Here is a 26,461-nt window from a genome sequence, read left to right as displayed (position 1 = left end):
GCCCGGCAGTGTCGGCCAATCGGCCGGAGGTGCCGCTGATCATCTGCAAGGTCTCGCGCAGGCTGTCCTGCATGCTCGCCAGGGCCTTGAGCAGGCGCGCGGTCTCGTCGCTGCCGTGGCTGTGCGGGGTGCTGGTCAGGTCGCCACTGGCCACCTGTTCGGCGATGTGCATGGCCTGGCGAATCGGCCCCACGATACTGCGGATCAACCGCCAGGCCAGCAGCAGTGTCAGGCCTGAGACGGCGACCAGCGCGCCGATCACCGTGACTTTCACCCGGCCATACAGCGTATCGGCGCGGGCGGCGGAGTCGCCGACTTCCTGGGCGCTGAGGTTGACCAGTTCGGCGAACTGATCGCCGGTGCGTGTCGAATACTCCTGGATCCTGCCGTTGAGCAGGGCGTTCATTTCTTCGCTGCGGTTTTGCTGTGACAACTGCTCGTACTGATCCAGCGTCTGGCGATAATCCTGCACCGTGGCCAGGAAGGCGTCATAGGGCTTGCGGTTGTGCTCGTCGACCAGTGGCGCGAACTTGTCCAGCGAGTCCTGCAGCCAGCCTTTGACCAGGTGCAGGCGCGCGACGGTCGACTCGAGCACCTTGGGCTCGCGATTGAGCGCCATGCGCAGGCTCAGCACACGGATGCTCAGCACGTAGTCGCGGATTTCGCCCAGGTAACGGGTGCTGGGCAAGGAGATGGTTTCGATATGTTGTCCAGTGGCCCGCACCTGGGCGACCTGTTGCAGGGCAAACAAGCCCTGGAGCAGGACCAGCAGGGCGATCACACCGAAGCTGACCAGCGCACGCTGGGCGATGCTCGGATTTCTCAGGCTCATGGCTGATGCTCTTGCGTCGAGGGGGAGGGCAGCCGGTCGGCGGTTGCCGGTACGGGGGCCTGGAACCAGGCCCCCGTGGAGGGCCGATCAGTCCGCCAGGTTGGGGATCTTGCGCGGGGCCATGAAGTACAGCCAGGTCAGGGCAATGAAGTACATCGCCGGGATCAGGGTGAACAACACGGCGTAGTTGTTGTTGGTGACGGTCAGGATGTAGCCCACCAGTTGGGTCATGAACATGCCGCCGACGGCCGCGCACATGCCGCCGAAACCGAACACCGTGCTCATCATGTGCTTGGGGGTGTAGTCCATCACCAGGCTCCAGATGTTCGCGGTCCAGGCCTGGTGCGCGCCGATGGCCAGGGAGATTGCCGCGACGGCCACCCACAGGTGGCTGGCGCCGGCAGCCATCACCACGCCGACGATGCAGCAGGCGAACAGCAGCATCGACAGCAGGCGGGCGCGGATCGGGTTGATGCCGCGACCGATCAGGAACGAGGAGAGGATGCCGCCGCCGACGCTGCCGAAGTCGGCGGTCATGTAGATGATGATCAGCGGGATGCCCATTTGCGTCACGCTGATGCCCAGGTTGTATTGCTGGTTGAGGAACGGCGGCAGCCAGTACAGGTAGAACCAGAACACCGGTGCGGTGAGCGAGTAGGCCAGGGCGAAGGCCCAGGTGCCGCGCATGCGCAGGATCCGCGAGAAAGGCACGCCGGGTTGAACCGGTTCGGCTTCCTGCTGGATATAGGCCAGTTCCGAGGCTTTCACCGAAGGGTGCTCTTGCGGGTCGAAGTATTTCAGGCCCCAGCACACCAGCCAGACACCACCCAGCGCCGACATGCAGAGGAACGCCGCCTGCCAGCCCCAGACCTGCAGGATCAATGGCAACAACATGGGGGTGAACATCGCCCCGACATTGGTCCCGGCATTGAAGATACCGGTGGCCACCGCGCGTTCACCGGCCGGGAACCACAGGCGGGTGGTCTTCACGCAGGCCGGGTAGTTGGCGGCTTCGGTCAGGCCGAGAATGAGCCGGCAGACCATGAAGCCCACCGCCGAAGTCGCCAGGCCGTGGGCACCGGTCGCCAGGCTCCAGAACAGCACGGAGAAGAAGAACACCCGCTTCACGCCGATCTTGTCGATCAGCCGTCCCTGCAGGACGAAACCGACGGCGTAGCCGACCTGGAACCAGAAGTTGATGTTGGCGTAGTCCATCGCCGTCCAGCTCATTTCCTTGGACAGGATGGGCTGCATCACGCCCAGGGCGGCGCGGTCGATGTAGTTCAGGGTGGTGGCGAAGAACACCAGCGCCAGCATTCCCCAGCGGGTCGTGCCGACGGCCATGGCGCCGCGAATCTTGTCGGCGATACCGCCGCGGGTGCTGCCCTGGGTGACAGGGGAGCTTTGTGAAGTCGAGAGCATGAGCGATTACCCGTTTTTTGGAATTGTCTGGGTGTGTTTCTGGAGCGTTTGAAGCACTGCCTTGGCTGGGATGATGGTGCGCAGTGGGCAAAAAACCGTCAATTCGCCGGAGGTCATTGTGGTCGATAATCGCACACAAAACTAACTGGTTCGTACACTTTGATTGATGTCCGGGTTCCCTGCATCAATAATTCGATCGCCTCTTGAGTCCGACGGATGACGTCCTTGTAGGAGCCGGCTTGCTGGCGATGAACGATAACGCGGTCTTTCTGATGTACCGCGGCGCCTGCATCGCCAGCAAGCCGGCTCCTACGGTTTTGTTCCGTGTTCACAATAAAAATGCCCACTGTCGGGAGTCGTCCTATGCAGCGTTCCATTGCCACCGTTTCCCTGAGCGGCACCTTGCCGGAAAAACTCGAAGCCATTGCCGCCGCCGGGTTCGATGGCGTGGAAATCTTCGAAAATGACCTGCTGTATTACGACGGCAGCCCTCGGGAAATCCGTCAGATGTGCGCGGACCTTGGCATCGCCATCACCCTGTTCCAGCCTTTTCGCGACTTTGAAGGCTGCCGCCGCGACCGCCTGCCGCGCAACCTGGAACGCGCCGAGCGCAAGTTCGATCTGATGCAGGAACTGGGCACCGACCTGGTGCTGGTGTGCAGCAATGCGTCGGCCGACAGCGTGGGTGAGCAACAGATCCTGGTCGATGACCTGCACCTGCTGGCCGAACGCGCGGGCGCCCGTGGCCTGCGTATCGGTTACGAAGCCCTGGCCTGGGGCCGGCACGTCAATACCTACCAACAGGTCTGGGACATCGTCCGCAAGGCCGATCATCCGAGCCTCGGGGTGTTGCTCGACAGCTTCCACACCTTGTCGCTCAAGGGCGATCCGAGCGCCATCGCGCAGATTCCCGGCGACAAGATCTTCTTCGTGCAAATGGCCGATGCGCCGATCCTGGCCATGGACGTCCTGGAGTGGAGCCGACATTTCCGCTGTTTCCCGGGGCAAGGTGAGTTCGACCTGCCCGGGTTTCTCGCACCGATCATCAAGAGTGGCTACACGGGGCCGCTGTCCCTGGAAATCTTCAACGACGGTTTCCGCGCCGCGCCGCCTCGGGCCAATGCCGCCGACGGCTTGCGTTCGTTGCTGTACCTGGAAGAGAAAACCCGCGAGCGCCTGGCGCAGGAGGCCGAACCGGTGGCCAATCTCGATACCTTGTTCGCGCCGCCAGCGGTCAGCAAAAACGATGGCATCGAGTTCCTCGAGTTCGCCGTGGACGAAAGCCTCGGCGCCAAGTTGACCCACTGGCTGGAACGCCTGGGCTTTGCCAAGGCCGGGCAGCACCGCTCGAAAAGCGTCAGCCTGCTGCGCCAGGGCGATATCAACCTGATCCTCAACTCCGAACCCTACTCCTTTGCCCACAGTTTCTTCGAGGCCCACGGCCCGTCCTTGTGCGCCACGGCGATCCGGGTCGACGACAGCGCCAGCGCCTTGTCCCGGGCCGTGGCCTACAAGGGGCAGCCCTATCGCGGCCTGGTCGGCCCGAACGAACTGGAGCTGGCGGCGGTGCGGGCGCCGGATGGCAGCCTGATCTACCTGGTGGACAAGGACGCCACCGGGCAGACGCTCTACGACACCGATTTCAATCTGCTGCCCGTTACGCCTTCGCGCACGGGCCTCAAGCGCATCGATCACATGGCCATGGCGCTGCCCGCCGACAGCCTCGACAGTTGGGTCCTGTTCTACAAGAGCCTGCTGGATTTCGAAGCTGACGATGAAGTGGTGCTGCCGGATCCGTATGGCCTGGTGAAGAGCCGGGCACTGCGCAGCCGCTGCAGTTCGATCCGTCTGCCGCTGAACATTTCCGAGAACCGCAACACGGCGATTTCCCACGCGCTGTCGAGCTATCGCGGCTCAGGCGTCCACCATATCGCTTTCGAGTGTGACGATATTTTCGCCGAGGTCAGCCGGGCGAAAGCGGCGGGGGTGCCGTTGCTGGATATCCCGCTCAATTACTACGACGATCTGGCGGCGCGCTTCGATTTCGACGATGAGTTCCTCAGCGAGCTGGCCTACTACAACGTGCTGTATGACCGCGATGCCCAGGGCGGAGAGTTGTTCCACGTCTATACCGAGCCGTTCGAGGGGCGTTTCTTCTTCGAGATCCTGCAACGTCGTAATGGTTATGCCGGGTATGGGGCGGCGAACGTCGCGGTGCGCCTGGCGGCGATGGCCAAATCCCGCAGTGGCGGTGTGCGCCAGGCCCGGCTTTAATCCGACTGACACGCATCCCTGTAGGAGCGAGCTTGCTCGCGATGGAGGCCAACGATAACGCGGGCTCACTGGAGAAACGCGGTGTCCTTGCATTCATCGCGAGCAAGCTCGCTCCTACGAGAGATAGTGCTCATAATCGTCGGCATCTGCTGAGAAGGCCGTGAGCCCAGAATGACTATGACTTCAGAACTTTCCGCCACGTCCGACGCCTCGGGCGTCGTGCTGCGCAAGAGTCGCAAGAACAATCCCGAGAAGACCCGCGAGAACATCCTCCAGGAAGCGATTGTCGAGTTCGTTCAGCAAGGGCTCTCCGGCGCGCGGGTCGATGCGATTGCCGAGCGGACCCATACCTCGAAACGGATGATCTATTACTACTTCGGCAGCAAGGAACGGCTGTACGTCGAGGTACTGGAGAAGCTCTACGGAGATATTCGCAGCACCGAAAGCCGCCTGCACCTGACGGAACTGGAACCGCGGGAGGCGATTCGACGGATGGTGGAGTTCACCTTCGATCACCACGACCGCAACGTGGATTTCGTCCGGATCGTCAGTATCGAAAATATCCACAAGGGCGAGTACGTCAAGCAATCGAAGGCGATTCGCTCGCTGAACGTCACCATCCTGACCGCGCTGGGCGAAATCCTCCAGCGTGGCGCGCAGCAGGGGCTGTTCCGCAGTGGCCTGGACCCACTGGACGTGCATATGCTGATGACGTCGTTCTGTTTCCATCGGGTCTCGAACCGCCACACCCTTGGCGAGATCTTCCAGGTCGACTTGTCGGACGAGCAGATCAAGGCGCGGCATCGGGCGATGATTTGCGAGTCGGTGTTGCGCTACTTGCAGGCCTGAACGCCCGGACACTGGGCCGTGCTGAGCTTTATCCTGCATAAAGCTCAGCGAGGCGAGTCCTACAGACTCTGAAAATGCGCCACCATCCGCTGCGAGTCCGGCGTTACGCCGCTGAACAGTTCGAACGCCTTGACCGCCTGGAACACCGCCATCGTCCCGCCGTCCAGCGTGCGGCAACCCAGTTCCCGGGCGTTGCGCAACAGTTCGGTCTCCAGTGGGAAATACACGATCTCCGCCACCCACAGTTCGGCGCGCAGCAGCTCCAGCGGCACCGGCATACCGGGCAGCTTGGCCATGCCCATCGGCGTGGTGTTCACCAGACCGTCCGCTTGCGCCATGGCTGAAGGCAAATCGATGCCGGCCTTGGCCCGGCCACCGGCGAAATGCTGGTTGAGGTTGTCCGCCAGGCTTTGCGCGCGGCTGCTGTCGACATCGAAGATCGTCAACTGTTGTACGCCTTCGTCGAGCAGGGCATGGGCCACCGCCGCGCCCGCGCCGCCGGCGCCCATCTGCACCACGCGCTCCAGTGCAACCCCTTGGAGTCCACGGCGAAAGCCCTCGGCGAACCCCAGGCAATCGGTGTTGTGTCCCACCCGTTTGCCGTCCTTGAGCACCACCGTATTCACCGCGCCAATCCCCCGTGCCTCCGGGGACAGTTCATCGAGCAGCGGAATAATCGCCTGCTTGCAGGGAAAGGTGATGTTCAACCCGGTGAAGGCCATGCGCTCGGCGGCCAGCAACAGGTCGGGCAGGGCGTTGATGTTCAGCTGCAACGCATCCAGGTCGATCAGCCGATACAGGTAACGCAGTCCTTGGGCATCGCCCTCGCGCTCATGCAGGGCGGGGGTGCGCGATGCCTGGATACCGGCGCCGATCAGTCCCGCCAATACGCTTCCGTTGTTTTGCGACATCCTGCTTACCCCTTCAATTTCTGGCTGAAATAGTCCAGCGCCAGGCGATAGCCGTGGCTGCCGAACCCGCACATCACCCCGGTGGCGATGGACGAAACAAATGAGTGATGGCGGAACAGCTCGCGGGCGTGGACGTTGGACAGGTGCACTTCGATCACCGGCAATTCACTGGCCACCAACGCATCGCGGATCGCCACCGAGGTGTGGGTCCAGGCCGCCGGATTGATGACGATCCCGGCGCAACGGCCACGGGCAGCGTGAATCCAGTCCAGCAGCTCGCCTTCATGGTTGGTCTGGCGAAACTCCACGGTCAGGCCCAGTTCAGTGGCCGCGCGACCGCACAGTGCGGAAATGTCCGCCAGGGTTTCGTGACCGTAGGTGGCCGGCTCGCGCACGCCGAGCAGGTTCAGGTTCGGACCGTTGAGCACCAGGACGATAGGGGGCATCAGGGGATCTCCGTTGTTGTTTTTGGCTTGGACCGAAAGGCAATCGGTCTGTGGGGATAAAATGTACTAACCGGTTAATCCAAGTCAAATGAACAGCACGCGCCAGGCAGAAACCGCGCGCTTTAGTGTTCGATCAGCGAACAGTTCCCGGGAAATCTTTCAGGGCACGGGTCGACCAGTGATCGGCTGGGCGCTTGACGCTGTTTCATTCAAGGAGAATACTCGGGAAAAAATTCATATAGATGACTGGATAACCACAAAAATGAATGCCCTTTCCAGCGACGAACGCCTGCCCCTTTATCAACGCCTGCGCGACGAACTGGCCCGGCAGATTGCCAACAACCGCTGGCGCCCGGGCGAAGCGATTCCCACCGAAGCGGTGTTGGCCGGCGAGTACCAGCTGTCCATCGGCACCGTACGCAAGGCCATCGACAAGCTGGTGGAGGAGGGCATCCTCGAACGTCACCAGGGCCGCGGAACCTTTGTCCGGCGTCCGCAGTTCCAGTCTTCGCTGTTCCGTTTTTTCCGTTTCCAGACCCTGGCCGGCGAACGCCAGATGCCCGAGAGCCGGATCCTCAATATCGATTCCCTGCCCGCGCCCTCGGCGGTCAGCCAGGCACTGGGGCTGCCGCCCGAGGCTGAGGTGATCTGCCTGGTGCGCCTGCGGTTGCTGGAAGGCACGCCGCTGCTGGCCGAGGAAATCTGGCTGCCCAAGGCGCCGTTCCAGGCGTTGCTGACGGTCGACCTGGACCGCGAGGGCCCGTTGCTCTATCCGATCTACGAAGCGCTTTGCGGCCAGGTCGTGGCCAGCGCCGAGGAAACCCTCACCGCCGAGGCCGTGGGTGAGGTGCATGCACGGCTGCTGCAGATCGAGGCCAACAGCCCGGTGGTGGTGATCGAGCGGCTGGCCCGCGACTACGCCGGCCAGCCGCTGGAGTGGCGGCGCTCCCGTGGCCATGCCAGGCACTTCCGCTACAGCGTCGAGATTCGCTGAGCCCTGGGCGGCTCCCCCGTTTACCTATAAGGATAAGAAATCATGTTCAGTTGGTATCGCGACATCACCTCGAGGGAGCGCAAGACATTCTGGGCCTGCTTTGGCGGCTGGTCCCTGGACGCACTGGAAGTGCAGATGTTCGGCCTGGCGATCCCGGCCCTGATCGCCGCCTTCGCCCTGAGCAAGGGCGATGCCGGGCTGGTCAGCGGGGTGACCCTGGTCAGTTCGGCCATCGGTGGCTGGTTGGGCGGCGCGCTGTCCGACCGCTACGGCCGGGTCCGGACGTTGCAATGGATGATCCTCTGGTTCTCGCTGTTCACCTTTCTCTCGGCCTTTGTCACCGGCTTCAACCAGTTGCTGATCATCAAGGCGCTGCAAGGCTTCGGGATCGGCGGCGAGTGGGCGGCGGGCGCGGTGCTGATGGCCGAGACCATCCAGGCGCGCTATCGCGGCAAGGTCATGGGCGCGGTACAGAGCGCCTGGGCGATCGGTTGGGGCGCGGCGGTCGGGGTGTTCACCTTGATCTACAGCTTCGTGCCCGAAGCGATGGCCTGGCGGGTGATGTTCCTGGTGGGGCTGTTGCCGGCGCTGCTGGTGATTTATGTGCGGCGCAGCGTGGTCGAGCCGGACGGCACGCAACGCCAGGCGAAAGCCGAGGGCCGTGGCCTGTTGGCCTCGATGGCGGCGATCTTCCGTCCCGAGTTGCTGCGGGTGACGCTGCTGGGCGGGATTCTCGGCCTGGGGGCGCATGGCGGCTACCACGCGGTGATGACCTGGTTGCCGACCTTCCTCAAGACCGAACGCAACCTCTCGGTGTTGAGTTCCGGCGGCTACCTGGCGGTGATCATCGTCGCGTTCTGGTTCGGCTGTATCGTCAGCGGCCTGCTGCTGGACCGCATCGGTCGGCGCAAGAACATCATCCTTTTCGCCTTCTGCTGCGTGGTCACGGTGCAGTGCTACCTGTTCCTGCCGTTGAGCAATACCCAGATGCTGTTCCTCGGCTTCCCCCTGGGCTTCTTCGCCGCCGGGATCCCGGCCAGCCTGGGGTCGTTCTTCAATGAGCTGTATCCGGCGGATGTCCGCGGTGCCGGCGTGGGCTTTTGCTACAACTTCGGTCGGGTGTTGTCGGCGGTGTTCCCGTTCATGGTCGGGCATATGAGCGAGTCGATGTCCCTCGGCTCGGCCATCGGCATCGATGCGGGGATTGCCTATGGCGTGGCGGTGCTGGCCGCGCTGGCCTTGCCGGAAACCAGGGGCCGCAACCTGCAGGAGGTTACGCCGGACGCCGTGCCGGCCAAGGGGGCCAATGCCGGCCAGTTATCCTGAGAACGCCACGACCCCTGTATTCAACCTTTCCATAGATGAGTTCCATGTCCGAGATTTGCCCATTGCCGATTCGCGGCATCGATGCCCATGCCCATGTTTTCGAGCGCGGCCTGGGGCTGGCGACCGTGCGCCGTTATGCGCCGGATTACGATGCCACCCTGGCCGACTACCTGACACGCTTGGGGGAAAGCGACCTGAGCCACGGTGTGCTGGTGCAGCCGAGTTTCCTCGGCACCGATAACAGCTATCTGCTGGCGGCATTGCAGCAGGCACCCGAACGGTTGCGCGGCGTGGTGGTGGTCGAGCGCGATATTGCCTTCGACGAGCTGGAGCGGATGGCCGGGCTCGGCGTGGCGGGCGTGCGCCTGAACCTGATGGGGCAGCCGCTGCCGGACTTTGCCGAGGCCTCGTGGCAGGTGTTTTTCCAGCATCTGCGCCGCCTCGACTGGCATGTCGAAGTGCACCGCCAACTGGAGGATCTGCCGGCGTTGGTCGAACCGCTGCTGGCGCTGGGCTGCAAGGTAGTGGTCGATCATTTCGGCCGTCCCGATGCCCGACTGGGCGTCGGGCAACCGGCCTTTGCCCGTCTGCTTGAGTCGGGTCAAAGCGGGCGCTTGTGGATCAAGGTCTCGGGCATCTATCGGCTGGGCGGGACGCCGATGGAAAACCTGCATTTCGCGGAAAAGGCCTTGTCGCTGATGTTGCAATCCCTGGGGCCGGACCGCTTGCTGTGGGGCAGCGACTGGCCGCATACCCAGCATGAGCACGAAGTGAATGTCTGCTCGGAGCTCGAGCGGTTGCGCCGTCTGGCCTGCGCCGCACCGCTGCGCCAGCACCTGCTGTGCAACACGGCGGCCGAGTTGTTCGGGTTTGTCAAAGACTGAGGCGGGGCGGCAGGTGCCGCCCGCGCTCGGGTTCAGCGACGGGTCAGCAATACCCCGGATTCCATGTGATGGGTCCAGGGGAATTGATCGAACAGCGCGCAGCGTTCGATGCGGTGGGTATCGTGCAGTTGCGCGATATTCGCCGCCAGGGTCTCGGGATTGCAGGAGATGTACAGGATATTGTCGAAGCGCCGGGTCAGCTCGCAGGTGTCCGGGTCCATGCCGGCGCGGGGCGGGTCGACGAACACGCTGCCGAATTCATAGCTCTTCAGGTCGATGCCGTGCAGGCGGCGGAACGGGCGAACCTCGTTCAGCGCTTCGGTCAGTTCCTCGGCGGACAGGCGCACCAGGCTGACGTTGTCCACGGCATTCTCGTCGAGGTTGCTCAGGGCGGCACTGACCGAGGTCTTGCTGATCTCGGTGGCCAGCACCTTGCGCACCCGGGTCGCCAGCGGCAGGGTGAAGTTGCCGTTGCCGCAGTACAACTCCAGCAGATCGTCCGAACGCTCGCCCAGGGCCTCATAGGCCCAGTTGAGCATCTTCTGGTTCACCGTGCCGTTGGGCTGGGTGAAGGCACCCTCCGGTTGCCGGTAGCTGAAGGTGCGCCCGGCGATCTCGAATTTTTCCACCACGTAGTCGTGGCCGATCACCACGCGCTTGCCCTTGGAGCGGCCGATGACGCTGACACCAAGGTCGGCGGCCAACTGCTCGGCGGCGGTCTGCCAGTGCTCGTCCAGTGGCCGGTGATAGCACAGGGTGATCATCGCGTCGCCCGCCAGGGTGGTCAGGAACTCCACCTGGAACAGTTTGTGGCTCAGGGGCGCGCTGGCTTGCCAGGCGGCCTTGAGCCTGGGCATCAACTCATTGATGCGCAGGCTGGCGATAGGGAAGTCCTCGATCAGGATCGGCGTGCGCTTGTCGTCCTGGGAAAACATCGCGTAGTGGCGTTCGCCGGCCTGGCGCCACAGGCGGAACTCCGCCCGCAGGCGGAAGTGCTGCAGCGGCGAGTCGAACACCCGGGGTTCGGGTGCGTCGAACGGCGCCAGCAGGTCGCGCAGGCGCGCGACCTTGTCTTCGAGCTGAGCGGTGTAGGTGTTGGAATCGAAAGTCATGCGTTGAACCAGCCCAGCTTGATCACGAACAGAATCGACAGGATCACCAGCGCCGAGTTCAGTTCGCGGCCGCGACCGGACAGCAGCTTGACCGCGGTCCAGGCAATGAAGCCGAACGCGATGCCATTGGCGATGGAATAGGTGAAGGGCATGGCCAGGGCTGTCACCACCACCGGTGCGGCTTCGGTGATGTCATCCCAGTTGATTTCCGCCAGGCCCGAGGTCATCAGCACGGCGACGAACAGCAGCGCCGGTGCGGTGGCGAAAGCCGGGACGCTGCCGGCCAGCGGGGCGAAGAACAGCGCCAGCAGGAACAGGACGGCGACCACGATGGCGGTCAGGCCGGTGCGGCCGCCGGCGCTGACGCCCGCCGCCGATTCGATGTAGCTGGTGGTGGTCGAGGTGCCCAGCAGCGAGCCGGCCATGGCGGCGGTGCTGTCGGCGATCAGTGCGCGGCCCATTTTCGGCATGTGGCCGTCCTTGCCCATCAGCCCGGCGCGCTTGGCGACGCCGATCAGGGTGCCGGAGTTGTCGAACAGGTCGACGAACAGGAAGGCGAAGATCACGCTGACCAGGCCGATGTCCAGGGCGCCCTTGATGTCCAACTGCAGGAAGGTCGGGATCAGCGACGGCGGTGCCGAGACGATGCCGCCGAACGGGCTGAAGCCGGTCAGGATCGAGACGATGGTCACGCCGAGGATGCCGATCAGCACCGCGCCACGGACTTTCAGGGCGTCCAGGGCGACGATCACGGCAAAGCCCAGGGTGGCGAGGATCGGTGCCGGTTGCTTGAGGTCGCCGAGGCCGACCATGGTCGCCGGGTTGCCCACCACGATGCCGGCGTTGTGCAGGGCGATCAGTGCCAGGAACAGGCCGATACCGGCGGCAATCGCCGAGCGCAGCGGCAGCGGGATGCTGTTGATGATCCATTCGCGGATGCGGAAGATCGACAGCAGGAAGAAGCATACCGCCGAGATGAACACCGCTCCCAGCGCGACCTGCCAGGTATGGCCCATGTGCAGGACCACGGTGTAGGTGAAGAAGGCGTTCAGGCCCATGCCCGGCGCGAGGGCGATCGGGTAGTTGGCGATCAGGCCCATGACCGTCGAGCCGATGGCCGCGGCCAGGCAGGTGGCGACAAACACCGCGCCCTTGTCCATGCCCGTTTCGCCGAGGATGCTCGGGTTGACGAACAGAATGTAGGCCATGGCCAGGAAGGTGGTGACGCCCGCGAGTATTTCGGTGCGCACATTGGTGTTGTGTGCATTGAGTTGAAACAGCCTTTCCAGCATCTCTGCTCCCCCGTGGCGCACTCGGCGCCGTGAATGAATCGATCCCCAAACAGCCAAGCACAGACTCTAGCGGCCTGATGAGCTTCTGTCTGTGGAAAAAAGCCGCGCATCATACCAGTGGTTTGTGCCGGTTGGCTGCGCGTTGCAAGCAAGATGCCAGGACATGCGCAAAAAAGTTGTCCTCGCGCGGGGCAACGGTGTGGTCGCGGGGGCCATGAGGCATACTGCGCATTCCTTCCGGAGGGATCTATGAGCAGTCGAATGAAGAGTCTGGCCTTGGGCAGCGGCCTGCTGATGGCGAGTATGGCGGGCGCCGTGTCGGCCGCCCCGGCCCAGTCGCTGATCGGGGTGGCTATCTATACGGTCGTGTCCCAGGGCTGTGCCGAGGACGTGTCCGACGGCCGCACGCAAACCCGCTGCAACCATCGCGGGCCGATCACCGTGACGGTGGTGGAGTCGGGCTATGGCCGGGGACCGATGGCTTTTCTGAACGGCGCCCCGCTGCAATACGCGACGCGCAGCTCACTCTGCGAATTCCGCCGGCCTTTCGTGCCTTGCACCGTCGGCAAGGTGGTGGGTTACAGCTTCAGCTATGTGTTTGAACTGGATGACCAGCAGACCGCTACCTTCGTGGTCGGCGACCGCTCGCTGACGGCGCCCGTGCAGACCATGGGCGCGGAAATTCAAATCGCGGCCCACTAGGCGACTCTTGCCGGCTCGGTCGCTTCCGCCGACGGGTGCGGGGCTTCGTGCATGTGATCGCGCCGGGCCAGGGTCGGGAACAGTTTCATCCAGGTCCCGGTGATCGCCAGGGTGCCGATACCGCCCAGCACCACGGCGGGCACGGTGCCGAACCAGTGGGCCGTCAGCCCTGACTCGAACTCGCCCAGTTGGTTGGAGGCGCCGATGAAGAGCCCGTTCACGGCGCTGACCCGGCCGCGCATCTCGTCCGGGGTCTCCAGTTGCACGAAGGATCCGCGGATCACCATGCTGATCATGTCCGCCGCGCCCAGCACCATCAGCACCGCCAGAGAGAACCAGAAGGACGTCGACAGGCCGAAGGCGATGGTGGCCACGCCGAAGATGCCGACGGCGCTGAACATGGTCCGCCCGACCTTGCGCTCCACCGGGAAGCGCGCCAGCCACAGCGACATCAGCAGGGCGCCCACCGCCGGGGCCGAGCGCAACAGGCCCAGGCCCCAGGCGCCGGTCAGCAGGATGTCCTTGGCGAACACTGGCAGCAAGGCCGTGGCGCCGCCCAGCAGTACGGCGAACAGGTCCAGGGAAATGGCGCCGAGAATGTCCGGGCGACTGCGGATAAAGCGAATCCCCGCCAACAGCGAGTCGAGGGTGGCCTTACCCTTGTTCAGGGTGGTCTGCCGGGCTGGCAGGTTGAGCATCAGCAGGCAGGCGATCACATACAGGGCCACGGTGGGGCCATAGACCCAGACGCTGCCCAGGGCATAGAGCAAGCCGCCGACGGCCGGCGCGACGATGGTTGCCAGTTGCTGGGCCGACTGCGCAGCCGCCACGGCGCGGGGGAACAGCGCAGTCGGCACGATGGATGGCAACAGCGCCTGGGTGGTGGGCATTTCGAAGGCGCGGGAGGCCCCCAGCAGGAACGCCAGGATAAAGATCATTTCCCGGCTCACGTGGTCGGTCGCGCCGCCGATGGCCAGGCTCAGGGCGATCAGCGCCTGCAACGCCTGACACAGCGCCGAGACCCAGCGCCGGTCGTAGCGGTCGGCGACGTGGCCGGTGTGCAGCATGAACAGCAGCCGCGGGGCGAACTGCACCAGGCCCACCAGGCCGAGGTCCAGCACATTGCCGGTCAGTTGGTAGAGGTTCCAGCCGATGGCCACGCTGAGCATCTGGAAGCCGCTGGCGGTAAAGATCCGTGCCAGCCAGAAGGACAGGAAAGGGCGGTGGTGGCGCAACAGCAACGGCGTGGTGTCGGGCATCGCGGGCTCGGTCGGGGGCGAGGGAAAAGCAGAGGTTATCATTTGGGTGTAACAATAAGTTGCTGAGTCGCACGGGTTTTTTTTGCGGATCAGAAGGGCATCTGAGCTGAGACAACCTGTCACGCGGCAAAAGACCACGCAGGCAGCTCGTCGGAATGGGACTACTCTTTCAACGTTGATTGATCCGGATCAATACCTGACAGAGGAAGCATTATGTTCGGTTTGGAGGCGCTAGATCTCGCCCGAATCCAGTTTGCATTCACCATCTCCTTCCATATCCTGTTCCCGGCGATCACCATCGGCCTGGCGAGTTACCTGGCGGTACTCGAAGGCTTGTGGCTGAAGACGCACAACGACACCTACCGCGATCTGTACCACTTCTGGTCGAAGATCTTTGCCGTCAACTTCGGCATGGGGGTGGTGTCCGGGCTGGTCATGGCCTATCAGTTCGGGACCAACTGGAGCCGCTTCTCCGACTTCGCCGGCGCGATCACCGGGCCGCTGCTGACCTACGAAGTGCTCACCGCGTTCTTCCTCGAAGCCGGTTTCCTCGGCGTCATGTTGTTCGGTTGGAACCGCGTCGGCCGCGGCCTGCATTTCTTCTCCACGGTGATGGTGGCCATCGGTACGCTGGTCTCGACCTTCTGGATTCTCTCTTCCAACAGCTGGATGCAGACACCCCAGGGCTACGAAATCGTCGATGGCCGGGTGATCCCGGTGGACTGGCTGGCGGTGGTGTTCAACCCGTCCTTCCCTTTTCGCTTGATGCACATGGCCACGGCGGCCTTTGTCGCGACGGCCTTCTTCGTCGGTGCGTCGGCGGCCTGGCACCTGTTGCGCGGCCGCGATAATCCGGCGATCCGCACCATGCTCTCGATGGCCATGTGGATGGCGCTGATCGTGGCGCCGATCCAGGCGGTCATCGGTGACTTCCATGGTCTCAACACCCTCGAGCACCAGCCGGCGAAGATCGCCGCCATCGAAGGTCACTGGGAAAATGTCGGCAACGAGGCGACCCCGCTGATCCTCTTCGGCCTGCCGGACATGCAGGCCGAGAAGACCCGCTTCGCCGTGGAGATTCCCTACCTGGGCAGCCTGATCCTGACCCACAGCCTGGACAAGCAGGTGCCGGCGCTCAAGGAGTTCCCGGCGCAGGACCGGCCGAATTCGACCATCGTGTTCTGGTCGTTCCGGGTCATGGTCGGCCTCGGTTTCCTGATGATCTTCACCGGGCTGTGGAGCCTGTGGCTGCGCAAGCGTGAGCGCCTCTACAGCAACCGCCTGTTCCTGCACCTGGCGCTGTGGATGGGGCCGTCGGGCCTGATCGCGATCCTGGCCGGCTGGTTCACCACGGAAATCGGTCGCCAGCCCTGGGTGGTCTACGGCCTGATGCGCACGGCGGATGCTTCGTCCGGGCACACGCTGGTGCAAATGAGCATTACCCTGGCACTGTTCGTCGTGGTCTATTTCTCGCTGTTCGGTGCCGGCCTGGGCTACATGATGCGCCTGGTGCGCAAAGGCCCTATCACCAACGAAGGGGCTGAGTCGAGCCACGGTGGCCCCGGCCAGAAACGCACGCCGGCCCGTCCGCTCTCCGCCGCCGATGACGGCGCCGAAGACGCCCACAGCCTGAACAAGGGGAACTGAATCATGGGTATTGATCTTCCGCTGATCTGGGCCGTGATCATCATCTTCGGCATCATGATGTATGTGGTCATGGATGGTTTCGACCTGGGGATTGGCATTCTCTTCCCCTTCGTCGAGGGCGAGCGCGACCGCGACGTGATGATGAACACCGTCGCGCCGGTCTGGGACGGCAACGAGACCTGGCTGGTACTGGGCGGCGCGGCCATGTTCGGCGCGTTTCCGCTGGCCTATTCGGTGGTGCTGTCGGCGCTCTACCTGCCGTTGATCCTGATGCTGGTCGGCCTGATCTTCCGGGGCGTGGCCTTCGAGTTCCGCTTCAAGGCCAAGGAGCACAAGCGGCATATCTGGGACAAGGCCTTCATCGGCGGCTCGCTGACCGCGACCTTCTTCCAGGGCGTGGCGCTGGGGGCTTTCATCGATGGTATCCCGGTGGTCGACCGCCAGTTCGCCGGCGGTTCGCTGGACTGGCTGACCCCCTTCACGATGTTCTGTGGCGTGGCGCTGGTGGTGGCCTATGCCTTGCTCGGCTGCACCTGGCTGATCATGAAGACCGAGGGCAAGTTGCAGGAGCAGATGCACGACCTGGCGCGGCCCCTGGCTTATGTGGTGCTGGCGGTGATCGGGGTGGTCAGTATCTGGACGCCGCTGACCCACGCCGAGATCGCCGCGCGCTGGTTCACCCTGCCGAACCTGTTCTGGTTCCTGCCGGTGCCGATCCTGGTGCTGGTGACGCTGTACGGTTTGCTGCGGGCGGTGGCGCGCAATGCCCACTACACGCCGTTCCTGCTGACCCTGGCGTTGATTTTCCTTGGCTACAGCGGCTTGGGCATCAGCTTGTGGCCGCATATCGTGCCGCCGTCCATCTCGATCTGGGACGCCGCCGCGCCGCCGCAGAGCCAGGGCTTCATGCTGGTGGGCACCTTGTTCATCATCCCGTTCATCCTGGGTTACACCTTCTGGAGCTACTACGTGTTCCGCGGCAAGGTGACCCACGAGGACGGTTATCACTAGTGTGCCGCGCCCGTTCCGCGCAGGGGCGGGCAGGTTGGCGATGGCGTGTTCAGCAACGCCATCGCGCTTGAACGACGAGGACTGGGGTCATGACAGGCAAACCTTCTTTGCACGAGATCGAGGCGGCGGAAAAGAAACCGCTCTGGCAACGCCTCGGCTGGCTGGCGATCATCTGGACGGGGAGCGTGCTGGCGCTGTTCGTGGTGGCCAGCCTGATGCGGCTGTTCATGAATGCGGCCGGGTTGACCACTCACTAGCGACTGACCTTGTGGGAGCCGGCTTGCTGGCGATGAGGCCCTTGAGTCCTGCAGCGTCCTTGCGGCCGTCATCGTCGGAACGCCGCCCGCAGCAAGCCGGCTCCTACAGTTCGGCGTTTTGCAGGGGACAGCGGTGGTTATTTACGTGCCTTGAGAATCACGAACTTGGGCGTCGCCGCCACTTGTTCGACACCGCGGAACAGCCGCGCCAGCTTGCTGTGATAACCCAGGTGACGGTTGCCGACGATGTACAGCGCACCGCCCACCACCAGCGCTTCACGCGCCTGCTGGAACATCCGCCAGGCGAGGAAATCGCCGACCACCTGCTGCTGGTGGAAGGGCGGGTTGCACAGCACCACGTCCAGTGATTGCGGCGCTTGCCCGGCGAGGCCGTCGCCGGCCCGGATCAGCACCTCGCGCTCACCCAGCGCCGCCCGCCAGTTTTCCCGCGCCGACTGCACGGCCATGAACGACTCGTCCACCAGCGTGTAGTGGGCCTGGGGATTGCGCAGGGCACTGGCGATGGCCAGGACGCCGTTGCCGCACCCCAGGTCCGCGACCTGCGCGCTGCCCAGGTTACCCGGCAGATGGGGCAGGAACGCCCGGGTGCCGATGTCCAGGCCTTCACGGCAGAACACGTTGGCATGGTTGAGCAGCTCGATGGCCGGCGCATCGAGCCGGTAGCGCGTCGGGTAGGGCGAGACGGCCGGCTCCCGGTCCTGGGGCGTGGCGATCAGCAGGCGGGCCTTTTTCACCGCCAGGGACGCTTGCACCGGGCCGATATAGCGCTCCAGCAGATCGCCGGCAGCCCTGGGCAGGTGCTTGATCATGGCGCCGGCGATCACCTGGGCACCCGGCGCCAGAAGACCTTGCAGGCGAATCAGCTGTTCCTCCAGCAAGGCGAGGGTTTTCGGGACCCGGATCAACACCCGGTCGAACGGCCCGTCCCAGGCTTCGCTGGCGGGGACGTGCCGCACCGCGTCGAAGGCCTGGCCGTTGCGGGCCAGGTTCTTTTCCAGCGCCAGGGCGCCGAGGAACGAGTCGCCACTGCTGGTCACCCGCACATGCCCGCTCAGGCTGCCGGCCAGGGCCCCGAAGCTGTCGTTGAGCACCAGCACTCGGGTCTCGGCCGATACGCCTTGCTGCGCCAGATGCGCGAGCAGGTACTCATCCGCGGCATCGAAGGCTTGCAGGGGCTCGTTCTGTTGTTCGGGCTGGCGGATCAGGTCGAGTTGGGCAAACGGGCTTTCTAGCAGGGGCATGGAGGGCTCAGGAGCGTCGATGTTGCCTGTCGCGGGTGGGGACAGGACAAGCGGGAATCGGAGATCGAGGGATTTTACGTGGGTTTGGCGCAGATTGCCTGTTCTTCTGATGGCAGATCCCTCTGCCGTGTCGCTCCGTGCTGGTTCAGAAAAGCAAGCCTGATTTGGCGGCACACAAGACGGCGGAAGCTTTGTTGTTGACCCCGAACTTCCTCATGATGGTGCTCATGTGAAAGCCCACGGTGCGCGTGGTCAGGTGGAGGATGCCGGCGATTTCGGAGGCGGTCTTGCCTTCCGCGGTCCACTTCATGATCTCGGCCTCGCGCGGCGACAGCGGGTAGCAGTTATCCGGCCGTGGGGCTGGTAGCAGCTTGTCCGCCAGTGCCGAATGCAGCCAGTTGCAGAGCCAGAGGACCTGTCCGGCCTTGCTGTAGAACTCATCGGTGGTAATTGGCACCGAATGGCGAGCCAGGCTCAAGGTACTGACGATACCGCGTACGTCATGGACGGACTGTGAGCATCCTTGTCTCAACCCATGGTCTTGCATGTCTCTCCAGAGTGTCGGAGCGGATTGAAAGACCTCCGGGGACCAGAGGATCGGGAATACCGAGCGATGACAGTGGAAAAGCAACGGGTCGATCGTTTGGTAGTTGTTGCGTTGATAGCATCTGTTCCATTCGTTGGGGTAGTTGTTGAAGCTTGTGCTGTTCGTCTGATGGCTTCCGAGTAGGGTGGTTATGCTGAATGACGCGTAGGTGAAGCCAATTTGCACGGCCAGATTGAAAACTGCATTGAAGATTGCCTGTTCTTCTTTTTCACTCATGAGCTGGTGCAGTTGATTATCCTGCCAGTTCTCCATTGAAGTGCCCTTCCGTGATTGCGTGTAACTGTCGAAGGTGACGGAGGTAGTGTAGGAAAATTCTGCATCGGAGGCTGATATTTTTCGGCCTCTCGACGATATTTTTATCGACTTTAAAAAACCGCAGTTATCGCGCGTCGCATGCTAATTGAGGGCGTTTTGCTATCGGTTAGGCGTGTCTTCTCGTGGCGCATGCCGACAGGGGCGTGATCGTTTATGGCACTGTGGAAATGTCTATTTGTGAATGCTTGTTAAAATGGAGTTGGATATTGTGTGTAATGTATTGTTTTCAGTGCGATGTATACAAGCAATGTAAGAATGTATAAGTTTTTTGAAGAGCCTATACCACTACAAAGTATAGGTGTTTGTCCCGCGCCCTTTGCGCGACACTGAAGTGCATTACCTCACGGAGAGCGCCATGACCGCCAGCGCCGAGAAGTTCACCCGCCAGGCCCTGCTCGATGTCCAGACCTTGACGCCAAGCCTGTTCACCTTGCGTGCCGGCCGTGATACCGGCTTTCGTTTTCGTGCCGGCCAGTTCGCCCGCCTCGGGGTGACCAAGTCCGATGGCGGAGTCGTGTGGCGGGCTTATTCGATGGTGTCCTCGCCCTACGACGAGTTCCTCGAGTTCTTTTCCATCGTAGTACCCGGTGGCGAATTCACCAGCGAGTTGAGTCGCTTGCGTGAGGGGGACAGCCTGCTGGTGGATCGGCAAGCGTTCGGCTACCTGACCCTGGACCGCTTTGTCGGCGGGCGTGACCTCTGGTTACTGGCCACCGGCACCGGTGTGGCTCCGTTCCTGTCGATCCTGCAGGATTTCGAGGCATGGGAGCGCTTTGAGCGGATCATCCTCGTCTACAGCGCCCGTCAGGCGGTCGAGTTGGCTTATCGGGAGCTGATCGCCGGCCTGGGCGAACGGGATTACCTGGCCGAGTACGCCCACAAGCTGCGGTTCATTCCAACGGTTACCCGCGAACAGTGCCCGGGAATGCTGAGCGGGCGCATTACCCACTTGATCGAAAGCGGCGAACTGGAACGCGTGGCGGGGGTGGCGCTGACCCCCGAGCATTCGCGGGTGATGATCTGCGGCAACCCGCAGATGATTGACGACACGCGGGCGGTGCTCAAGCAACGGAACCTGCATCTGAGCCTGAGCCGCCGCCCCGGGCAGGTGGCGGTGGAAAATTATTGGTAGGGCAACACCGCGTTGCCTGTGTCAGGGCTTGTTTGACTGCGCCTTGAGCAGGTCGCGGATCTCGCCCAGCAATTCCTCTTCCTTGGTGGGGACCGGTGGCAGGCTAGGGGCTACTGCCTCTTCGCGCTTGAGCCGGTTGATGGCCTTGACCCCCATGAAAATGGCGAAGGCCACGATCACGAAGTCGATGCAGGTCTGAATGAACTTGCCATAGGCCAATACGACGGCAGGCACATTGCCGTCGGCGGCTTTCAAGGTGATGGCCAGGGCACTGAAGTCCACCCCGCCGATGAGCAGCCCCACCGGTGGCATCACCACATCGCCGACAAACGACGAAACGATCTTGCCGAAGGCGGCACCGATGATGATACCGACGGCCATGTCGACCACATTGCCCTTGACCGCGAAGGCCTTGAACTCACTGAGCACGCTCATAGGTTATTCCTTGTTACAGATGAGTGGAGTGAGCGCAGTGTAATTGAGCCGCGAGCATCTTGCCTTACGCGCGGGGCAGACTGCGCCTGCTGTTATCGACCGGGGGTGTGGCAAAAAGTTTGCAAAGTGCCACTCATCGCGCGAAATACCCGCCCTTCGGGAAAATGACCCGTCTATTTTCTCAATCGACCTCTTCAGGCTTTTCTATTTAGAAAATGACGCATCAGTCACTAGCCTCTGCTCAGCGCATTGGAATGCGCTTTACAAAAAACAGAGGAGTCCGACATGAACATCATTCCAGCCCTTGGGATCGTTTCTTCACGGCGTGTGCTGTGCGTCTTGAGCGCCAGCCTGCTATCCCTGTCCGTCCAGGCCGCTACCCTGACCCGGGACAACGGTGCCGCCGTCGGCGACAACCAGAACTCGCAGACCGCGGGGGCCGGCGGGCCGGTGTTGCTGCAGGACGTGCAACTGATCCAGAAACTCCAGCGCTTCGACCGCGAGCGTATTCCGGAGCGTGTCGTGCATGCGCGCGGCACCGGTGCCCACGGCACCTTTACCGTCACCGATGACCTGAGCGACCTGACCAAGGCCAAGGTGTTTGCCGCCGGCACCGCCACCCCGGTGTTCGTGCGTTTCTCGGCGGTGGTCCACGGTAACCACTCGCCCGAGACCCTGCGCGATCCTCGCGGGTTCGCCACCAAGTTCTACACCAGCGACGGTAACTGGGACCTGGTGGGCAACAACTTCCCGACTTTCTTCATTCGCGATGCCATCAAGTTCCCGGACATGGTGCACGCCTTCAAGCCGGATCCGCGGAGCAACCTCGATGACGACTCACGTCGCTTCGACTTCTTCTCCCATGTACCTGAAGCCACCCGCACCCTGACCGAGTTGTATTCGGACTCCGGTACGCCGGCCAGTTACCGGGAGATGGATGGCAATGGCGTGCATGCTTATAAATTGATTAATGCCAAGGGCGAAGTGCACTACGTCAAGTTCCATTGGAAGAGTTTGCAAGGGATTCGAAACTTGGATCCAAAATCGGTCGTCGAAGTGCAGGGCAAAGATTACAGTCATATGACTCACGACCTGGTGGCGCATATCAACAAGGGCAACTTTCCGAAGTGGGATCTCTATATTCAGGTTCTGACGCCACAGGAGCTGGGTAAGTTCGACTTCGATCCGCTGGATGCCACCAAGATCTGGCCGGGCGTGCCTGAACGCAAGGTCGGGCAGATGGTCCTGGATCGCAACCCGGTCAATGTCTTCCAGGAGACCGAGCAGGTGGCCATGGCCCCGGCCAACCTGGTGCCGGGGATCGAGCCGTCCGAGGACCGCCTGTTGCAGGGCCGGGTCTTCGCCTATGCCGACACCCAGATGTATCGCCTGGGGCCGAATGCCCTGCAATTGCCGATCAACGCGGCGAAAGTCGCGGTCAACAACGGCAACCAGGATGGCGCGATGAACAGCGGTCACAGCAGCACCGGGGTGAACTACCAGCCCAGCCGCCTGTTGCCCCGCGAAGAGCCGGCGGCGGCCCGCTACAGCCAGTTGGCCCTGGCGGGCAGCACCCAGCAGGCGAAGATCCAGCACGAGCAGAACTTCAAGCAGGCCGGGGACCTGTACCGCTCCTACAGCCAGAAGGAAAAGCAGGACCTGATCGAGAACTTCGGCGGTTCCCTGGCGGACACCGATGACGAGAGCAAGCACATCATGCTGTCGTACCTCTACAAGGCTGACCCGGAGTACGGCGCGGGGGTGGCCAAGGTCGCCAAGGGCGATCTGGCGCGGGTCAAGGCGTTGGCGGCGAAGCTGTCGGATTGACGTTCGCCAATCAGGACTGACTGGGTCTTGAAAACACAACGGAACCTGTAGGAGCCGGCTTGCTGGCGATGGCGTCCGGATGAGCGCTGCAAGGCTCAAGGGCCTCATCGTTGGCTAGCCGGCTCCCACAGGGAACTGTGTCGAGCCGTCATTGCGGCGGCGCGAACGCTGTAGGAGCATCACCATGCGTACCTATGCTTTCCTGCTTTTACTGGCCTGTACCTTTGCGGCTTCAGCCCAGGAATCCCCTGTTCCCACCGACCCGGGAGCGCTCCAGGCGCAGCTCAAGGATTACTATTTCGATGCCGCCCGCCGCGGTGATGTCGAAATGCTCAACACCTTCATCGACGCCGGCTACAGCCTCGATACCCAGGACGCCCAGGGCTACACCGCACTGATCCTGGCCGCCTATCATGGCCAGGGTCCTGCGGTCGAACGCCTGCTGGCGGCCGGGGCGAATGCCTGCGTCCAGGACAAACGTGGCAACACCGCCTTGATGGGCGCGATCTTCAAGGGGGAAGTGAGCATCGCCCGGCGCCTGCTCGCCACCGACTGCAACCCTGACCAACGCAACGGCGCCGGCCAGACGGCGGCGATGTACGCCGGGCTGTTCAAGCGCCTCGGCCTGCTCGACGAACTGGCCGCCAAGGGCGCCAACCTCGATGCCGAAGATCCCCTGGGCAACAGCGCCACACGCCTGGCCGGTGGCGAAATCCGTACACCGGCGCCGCGCTGATCGGCGCCAGCTGAGCTATCATCGCGGTTTTGCGTGGGGGTTCAGATGGCCAAGGCCAAGCGCATGTACGGCTGCACCGAGTGCGGCGCGACCTTTCCCAAGTGGGCCGGGCAGTGCGGCGAGTGCGGGGCCTGGAACACCCTGACCGAAACCCTGGTGGAAAGCGGCGGGGCCGCGGCGCCCAACGGTCGCACCGGCTGGGCCGGGCAACAGGCACAGATCAAGACCCTGGCCGAAGTCAGCGTCGAGGAAATCCCGCGCTTTCCTACCGCCTCCGGGGAACTCGACCGGGTGCTCGGCGGTGGCCTGGTGGACGGCTCGGTGGTGCTGATCGGTGGCGATCCGGGCATCGGCAAGTCGACCATTCTCCTGCAGACCCTGTGCAATATCGCCGCGCGCATGCCGGCGCTCTATGTCACAGGCGAGGAATCGCAACAGCAGGTCGCCATGCGCGCCCGGCGCCTGGGTCTGCCCCAGGACCAACTGCGGGTGATGACCGAGACCTGCATCGAAACCATCATTGCCACCGCACGGGTGGAAAAACCCAGGGTCATGGTGATCGACTCGATCCAGACCATCTTCACCGAACAACTGCAATCGGCGCCGGGCGGCGTGTCCCAGGTGCGCGAGAGCGCCGCGTTGCTGGTGCGCTATGCGAAACAGAGCGGCACGGCGATCTTCCTGGTCGGTCATGTGACCAAGGAGGGCGCCTTGGCCGGCCCGCGGGTGCTCGAGCATATGGTCGACACCGTGTTGTATTTCGAGGGCGAGTCCGATGGCCGCCTGCGCCTGTTGCGCGCGGTGAAGAACCGTTTCGGGGCGATCAATGAGCTGGGCGTGTTCGGCATGACCGACCGCGGCTTGAAGGAAGTCTCCAATCCCTCGGCGATTTTCCTCACCCGGGCCCAGGAGGAAGTGCCGGGCAGCGTAGTCATGGCCACCTGGGAAGGCACCCGGCCGATGCTGGTGGAGGTACAGGCCCTGGTGGACGACAGCCACCTGTCCAACCCGCGCCGGGTCACCCTCGGACTCGACCCGAATCGCCTGGCGATGCTGCTGGCGGTCCTGCACCGCCATGGCGGGATTCCGACCCACGACCAGGATGTGTTCCTCAACGTCGTGGGCGGGGTGAAAGTCCTGGAAACCGCCTCGGACCTGGCGTTGCTGGCGGCGATCATGTCCAGCCTGCGCAACCGGCCCTTGCCCCATGACCTGCTGGTGTTCGGCGAAGTCGGCCTGTCCGGGGAAGTGCGACCGGTGCCCAGCGGCCAGGAGCGCCTCAAGGAGGCGGCCAAGCACGGTTTCAAACGGGCCATCGTGCCCAAGGGCAATGCGCCGAAAGAAGCACCGCCGGGGCTGGTGATCATCGCGGTGACGCGGTTGGAGCAGGCGCTGGATGCATTGTTCGAATCATAGTGATCGCTTCACGAATACATCCACTCAAATGAAGGGAGTCAAGGGATGAAAGGTATCGGCTCTGCCGTGCTGGGGTTGGGAATGGCCGCGTGGTGCGGGTGGGCGATGGCGGCGGCGCAGGTGCCCGCCGGGTATCGCGTGGCCCAGCAACTGCCGATCGATGACGGCCAGGTGCTGGAGGTCCTGGAGGATGCGCGGATTACGCCGGACCTGCATCGCGCCTTGTGGGGCAGCGGCGCGGATCCGGAAAATCTCGAGGACGAGGTGCTCGCGGCGGATGTCGAGCGCACGCCGTTCGTCGAGGCTCAGGTGCGCTTGCTGGCGGCCTCCGGCGAGGCGCTGGAAAACAAGAGCCTGGGCTATCCGCTGGCCAGCGTCGAGAAAGCGCCGCTGACGGGCATGCCGGCCCCGGTGTTCTTCCTGACCATCGACGAGACCGCGCCCATGGGCAGTTACAGCGGGCCGGCCACCCAGGTGCTGATGCCGTCCGCGGGCAAACTCAATACCACGGTTTATCGCACGCCGGAGGGCAAGAGCGAAGCGCTGTTCCTGGCCCAGACCGGCAAGGCGGCCTGGCAGATCGGCGCGCCGGCGGCGGACGGTGTGGCGCAGATCCAGCAGGTTTCATCGGCGCCGGGGGACGAGGATGAAGAGTTTGTGACCACGTACCGGACCTATCGCTTCCAGGACGGCGCCTGGCAACTGTCGTCGCGGCAAGAGGCGGGGTATTGGGACAGCGAGAACGATTTTCCCCAGCGCTCTGCGTTTCCCTGACCGATCCGGGAACCTGTGGGAGCTGGCTTGCCGGCGATGAGGCCGGTAAGTGCGATGCAAGCCTCAAGGCCGCCATCGTCGGAACGCCGCCCGCAGCAAGCCGGCTCCCACAATGTTGTGTATCACCGCAAGCTGCCATGTTCCTACAGGTTGCGCTGGGGGGTAGGGGTTTTGGTTATAGCTCGATCAGGGCACCCAGTTCGCGCTCAAGCTCCGCCGAGTCGGCAAGGTTCAGCTCGATCAGGCGCCGCAGGTGCTGGATCGACTCCAGGCCGATATGCAGGCATTTGAAGCCCAGATGGTCTTTTTCCCGGTGCACCAGTTCGGCATCCATTTCGACGTGGGCGTTCGCCGCCAGGCGAATGTCGATGCGGAAGATGCCTTCGTTGCTGTCGTCCCAATTGCCGGGCCGTTGCAGCAGCAGCCCCTTGAGCGACAGGTCGATCAGATGCGCCGACCAGACGGTGGAGCCTTGGCTGAGGGTGGTGTCGGCGTCGAAGTCGATGCGTTTGAATTTGCGGCGATTGGAATTCGGGTCGCTCATGACGTGGCTCCTTTTCGGATCCCCTGACTATAGTCGTCACAGCCTGTAGGAGCGAGCTTGCTCGCGATGGATACCCGGATACCGCACTGTTTCCGATGCTCCGCAGTATCGTCGACGGCCAGCGCCGACCGCGGCCTCCACCGGGTGAGGGCAATAAAAAGCCGTTCCAGACCCCTGTCAGGTATGGCCTTTGGC

24 protein-coding genes and 1 pseudogene are annotated in these 26,461 nt (G+C 63.2%); 14 read left to right on the top strand and 11 right to left on the bottom strand.

Annotated elements, in window-relative coordinates:
* Window positions 1–64 precede the first annotated feature (64 nt).
* Both UCMB321_RS31895 and UCMB321_RS23790 read right to left on the bottom strand, forming a co-directional pair.
* Window positions 65–832 (bottom strand): annotated as a pseudogene (locus UCMB321_RS31895) (MCP four helix bundle domain-containing protein); the annotation flags it as partial.
* An 87-nt stretch (window positions 833–919) separates the two neighbouring features.
* Window positions 920–2,176 (bottom strand): MFS transporter, encoded by a 1,257-nt coding sequence (locus UCMB321_RS23790; RefSeq protein ID WP_245220847.1) that lies wholly within the window; start codon window positions 2,174–2,176, stop codon window positions 920–922.
* Window positions 2,177–2,617: 441 nt separating this feature from the next.
* Here UCMB321_RS23790 and quiC point away from each other — a divergent pair, with 441 nt between their 5' ends.
* Entirely contained in the window at window positions 2,618–4,528 is a 1,911-nt protein-coding gene (quiC, locus tag UCMB321_RS23785) for a 3-dehydroshikimate dehydratase QuiC (protein WP_040071128.1), read from the top strand.
* A 171-nt stretch (window positions 4,529–4,699) separates the two neighbouring features.
* Window positions 4,700–5,377, top strand: coding sequence for a TetR/AcrR family transcriptional regulator (locus tag UCMB321_RS23780; RefSeq protein WP_040071127.1), 678 nt, complete (start codon window positions 4,700–4,702; stop codon window positions 5,375–5,377).
* A 59-nt stretch (window positions 5,378–5,436) separates the two neighbouring features.
* On the opposite strand, the gene UCMB321_RS23775 is transcribed toward UCMB321_RS23780, so the two are convergent.
* Window positions 5,437–6,288, bottom strand: a complete 852-nt coding sequence (locus tag UCMB321_RS23775) for a shikimate dehydrogenase (RefSeq protein WP_040071126.1) — start codon at window positions 6,286–6,288, stop codon at window positions 5,437–5,439.
* A 5-nt stretch (window positions 6,289–6,293) separates the two neighbouring features.
* Complete coding sequence (aroQ, locus tag UCMB321_RS23770; RefSeq protein ID WP_040071125.1) at window positions 6,294–6,734, bottom strand: type II 3-dehydroquinate dehydratase; 441 nt, start codon at window positions 6,732–6,734, stop codon at window positions 6,294–6,296.
* A 262-nt stretch (window positions 6,735–6,996) separates the two neighbouring features.
* Between aroQ and UCMB321_RS23765 the strand changes: the two genes are divergently transcribed.
* Genes UCMB321_RS23765 through UCMB321_RS23755 form a run of 3 tightly spaced genes read left to right on the top strand, consistent with a single transcriptional unit; the run spans window position 6,997 to window position 9,938 of the window.
* A complete protein-coding gene (locus tag UCMB321_RS23765) occupies window positions 6,997–7,728 on the top strand; it encodes a GntR family transcriptional regulator (RefSeq protein WP_040071124.1) in 732 nt (243 codons plus the stop codon).
* Between the two features lie 42 nt (window positions 7,729–7,770).
* Window positions 7,771–9,054: an MFS transporter gene (locus tag UCMB321_RS23760; protein WP_040071123.1), complete on the top strand. Its 1,284-nt coding sequence runs from the start codon at window positions 7,771–7,773 to the stop codon at window positions 9,052–9,054.
* Window positions 9,055–9,098: 44 nt separating this feature from the next.
* Complete coding sequence (locus UCMB321_RS23755; RefSeq protein ID WP_040071122.1) at window positions 9,099–9,938, top strand: amidohydrolase family protein; 840 nt, start codon at window positions 9,099–9,101, stop codon at window positions 9,936–9,938.
* 32 nt (window positions 9,939–9,970) lie between these two features.
* On the opposite strand, the gene trmA is transcribed toward UCMB321_RS23755, so the two are convergent.
* Both trmA and UCMB321_RS23745 read right to left on the bottom strand, forming a co-directional pair.
* On the bottom strand, window positions 9,971–11,050 hold the full coding sequence (gene trmA / locus UCMB321_RS23750; RefSeq protein WP_040071121.1) for a tRNA (uridine(54)-C5)-methyltransferase TrmA: 1,080 nt from the start codon (window positions 11,048–11,050) through the stop codon (window positions 9,971–9,973).
* Complete coding sequence (locus tag UCMB321_RS23745) at window positions 11,047–12,342, bottom strand: NCS2 family permease (RefSeq protein ID WP_040071120.1); 1,296 nt, start codon at window positions 12,340–12,342, stop codon at window positions 11,047–11,049. The genes trmA and UCMB321_RS23745 overlap by 4 nt, the downstream gene beginning before the upstream one ends.
* A 249-nt stretch (window positions 12,343–12,591) precedes the next feature.
* Between UCMB321_RS23745 and UCMB321_RS23740 the strand changes: the two genes are divergently transcribed.
* On the top strand, window positions 12,592–13,044 hold the full coding sequence (locus UCMB321_RS23740) for a DUF4879 domain-containing protein (RefSeq protein ID WP_040071119.1): 453 nt from the start codon (window positions 12,592–12,594) through the stop codon (window positions 13,042–13,044).
* Here UCMB321_RS23740 and UCMB321_RS23735 read toward each other — a convergent pair.
* On the bottom strand, window positions 13,041–14,303 hold the full coding sequence (locus tag UCMB321_RS23735) for an MFS transporter (protein ID WP_040071118.1): 1,263 nt from the start codon (window positions 14,301–14,303) through the stop codon (window positions 13,041–13,043). The genes UCMB321_RS23740 and UCMB321_RS23735 overlap by 4 nt on opposite strands.
* A 213-nt stretch (window positions 14,304–14,516) precedes the next feature.
* Between UCMB321_RS23735 and UCMB321_RS23730 the strand changes: the two genes are divergently transcribed.
* The 3 genes from UCMB321_RS23730 (at window position 14,517) to UCMB321_RS30335 (ending at window position 17,218) form a co-directional block, all read left to right on the top strand.
* Entirely contained in the window at window positions 14,517–15,950 is a 1,434-nt protein-coding gene (locus tag UCMB321_RS23730) for a cytochrome ubiquinol oxidase subunit I (protein WP_040071117.1), read from the top strand.
* A gap of 3 nt (window positions 15,951–15,953) precedes the next feature.
* Window positions 15,954–16,961 (top strand): cytochrome d ubiquinol oxidase subunit II, encoded by a 1,008-nt coding sequence (gene cydB / locus UCMB321_RS23725; RefSeq protein WP_040071116.1) that lies wholly within the window; start codon window positions 15,954–15,956, stop codon window positions 16,959–16,961.
* 89 nt (window positions 16,962–17,050) lie between these two features.
* Complete coding sequence (locus UCMB321_RS30335; protein ID WP_084615147.1) at window positions 17,051–17,218, top strand: DUF2474 domain-containing protein; 168 nt, start codon at window positions 17,051–17,053, stop codon at window positions 17,216–17,218.
* 137 nt (window positions 17,219–17,355) lie between these two features.
* Here the strand turns inward: UCMB321_RS30335 and UCMB321_RS23720 are convergent, their stop codons facing one another.
* Together UCMB321_RS23720 and UCMB321_RS23715 are read right to left on the bottom strand one after the other, a co-directional pair.
* Window positions 17,356–18,480 carry a methyltransferase gene (locus UCMB321_RS23720; RefSeq protein WP_040071115.1) on the bottom strand — a complete coding sequence of 375 codons (1,125 nt, stop codon included), beginning with the start codon at window positions 18,478–18,480 and terminating at the stop codon, window positions 17,356–17,358.
* Window positions 18,481–18,625: 145 nt separating this feature from the next.
* The gene (locus UCMB321_RS23715; protein WP_040071114.1) at window positions 18,626–19,339 is read right to left on the bottom strand and encodes an autoinducer binding domain-containing protein; all 714 of its coding nucleotides are present in this window, start codon (window positions 19,337–19,339) and stop codon (window positions 18,626–18,628) included.
* 418 nt (window positions 19,340–19,757) lie between these two features.
* Between UCMB321_RS23715 and UCMB321_RS23710 the strand changes: the two genes are divergently transcribed.
* Complete coding sequence (locus tag UCMB321_RS23710; protein ID WP_040071113.1) at window positions 19,758–20,534, top strand: ferredoxin--NADP reductase; 777 nt, start codon at window positions 19,758–19,760, stop codon at window positions 20,532–20,534.
* Between the two features lie 21 nt (window positions 20,535–20,555).
* Here UCMB321_RS23710 and mscL read toward each other — a convergent pair whose 3' ends face one another.
* The gene (gene mscL, locus UCMB321_RS23705) at window positions 20,556–20,969 is read right to left on the bottom strand and encodes a large-conductance mechanosensitive channel protein MscL (protein WP_040071112.1); all 414 of its coding nucleotides are present in this window, start codon (window positions 20,967–20,969) and stop codon (window positions 20,556–20,558) included.
* Between the two features lie 285 nt (window positions 20,970–21,254).
* Between mscL and UCMB321_RS23700 the strand changes: the two genes are divergently transcribed.
* The 4 genes from UCMB321_RS23700 (at window position 21,255) to UCMB321_RS23685 (ending at window position 25,722) form a co-directional block, all read left to right on the top strand.
* Window positions 21,255–22,796, top strand: a complete 1,542-nt coding sequence (locus UCMB321_RS23700; protein WP_040071111.1) for a catalase — start codon at window positions 21,255–21,257, stop codon at window positions 22,794–22,796.
* 184 nt (window positions 22,797–22,980) lie between these two features.
* Entirely contained in the window at window positions 22,981–23,532 is a 552-nt protein-coding gene (locus UCMB321_RS23695; RefSeq protein ID WP_040071110.1) for an ankyrin repeat domain-containing protein, read from the top strand.
* Between the two features lie 45 nt (window positions 23,533–23,577).
* Window positions 23,578–24,948 carry a DNA repair protein RadA gene (gene radA / locus UCMB321_RS23690; RefSeq protein ID WP_040071109.1) on the top strand — a complete coding sequence of 457 codons (1,371 nt, stop codon included), beginning with the start codon at window positions 23,578–23,580 and terminating at the stop codon, window positions 24,946–24,948.
* 45 nt (window positions 24,949–24,993) lie between these two features.
* Window positions 24,994–25,722 (top strand): hypothetical protein, encoded by a 729-nt coding sequence (locus tag UCMB321_RS23685; protein WP_040071108.1) that lies wholly within the window; start codon window positions 24,994–24,996, stop codon window positions 25,720–25,722.
* Window positions 25,723–25,897: 175 nt separating this feature from the next.
* On the opposite strand, the gene UCMB321_RS23680 is transcribed toward UCMB321_RS23685, so the two are convergent.
* Window positions 25,898–26,266: a PilZ domain-containing protein gene (locus tag UCMB321_RS23680; protein ID WP_040071107.1), complete on the bottom strand. Its 369-nt coding sequence runs from the start codon at window positions 26,264–26,266 to the stop codon at window positions 25,898–25,900.
* Between the last annotated feature and the right edge of the window lie 195 nt (window positions 26,267–26,461).

The sequence above is a fragment of the Pseudomonas batumici genome, from assembly GCF_000820515.1.
Lineage (GTDB): Bacteria > Pseudomonadota > Gammaproteobacteria > Pseudomonadales > Pseudomonadaceae > Aquipseudomonas > Aquipseudomonas batumici.
The sequence above is the reverse complement of the archived record's forward strand: the minus strand, read 5'-3'. Positions and strand labels throughout refer to the sequence as shown.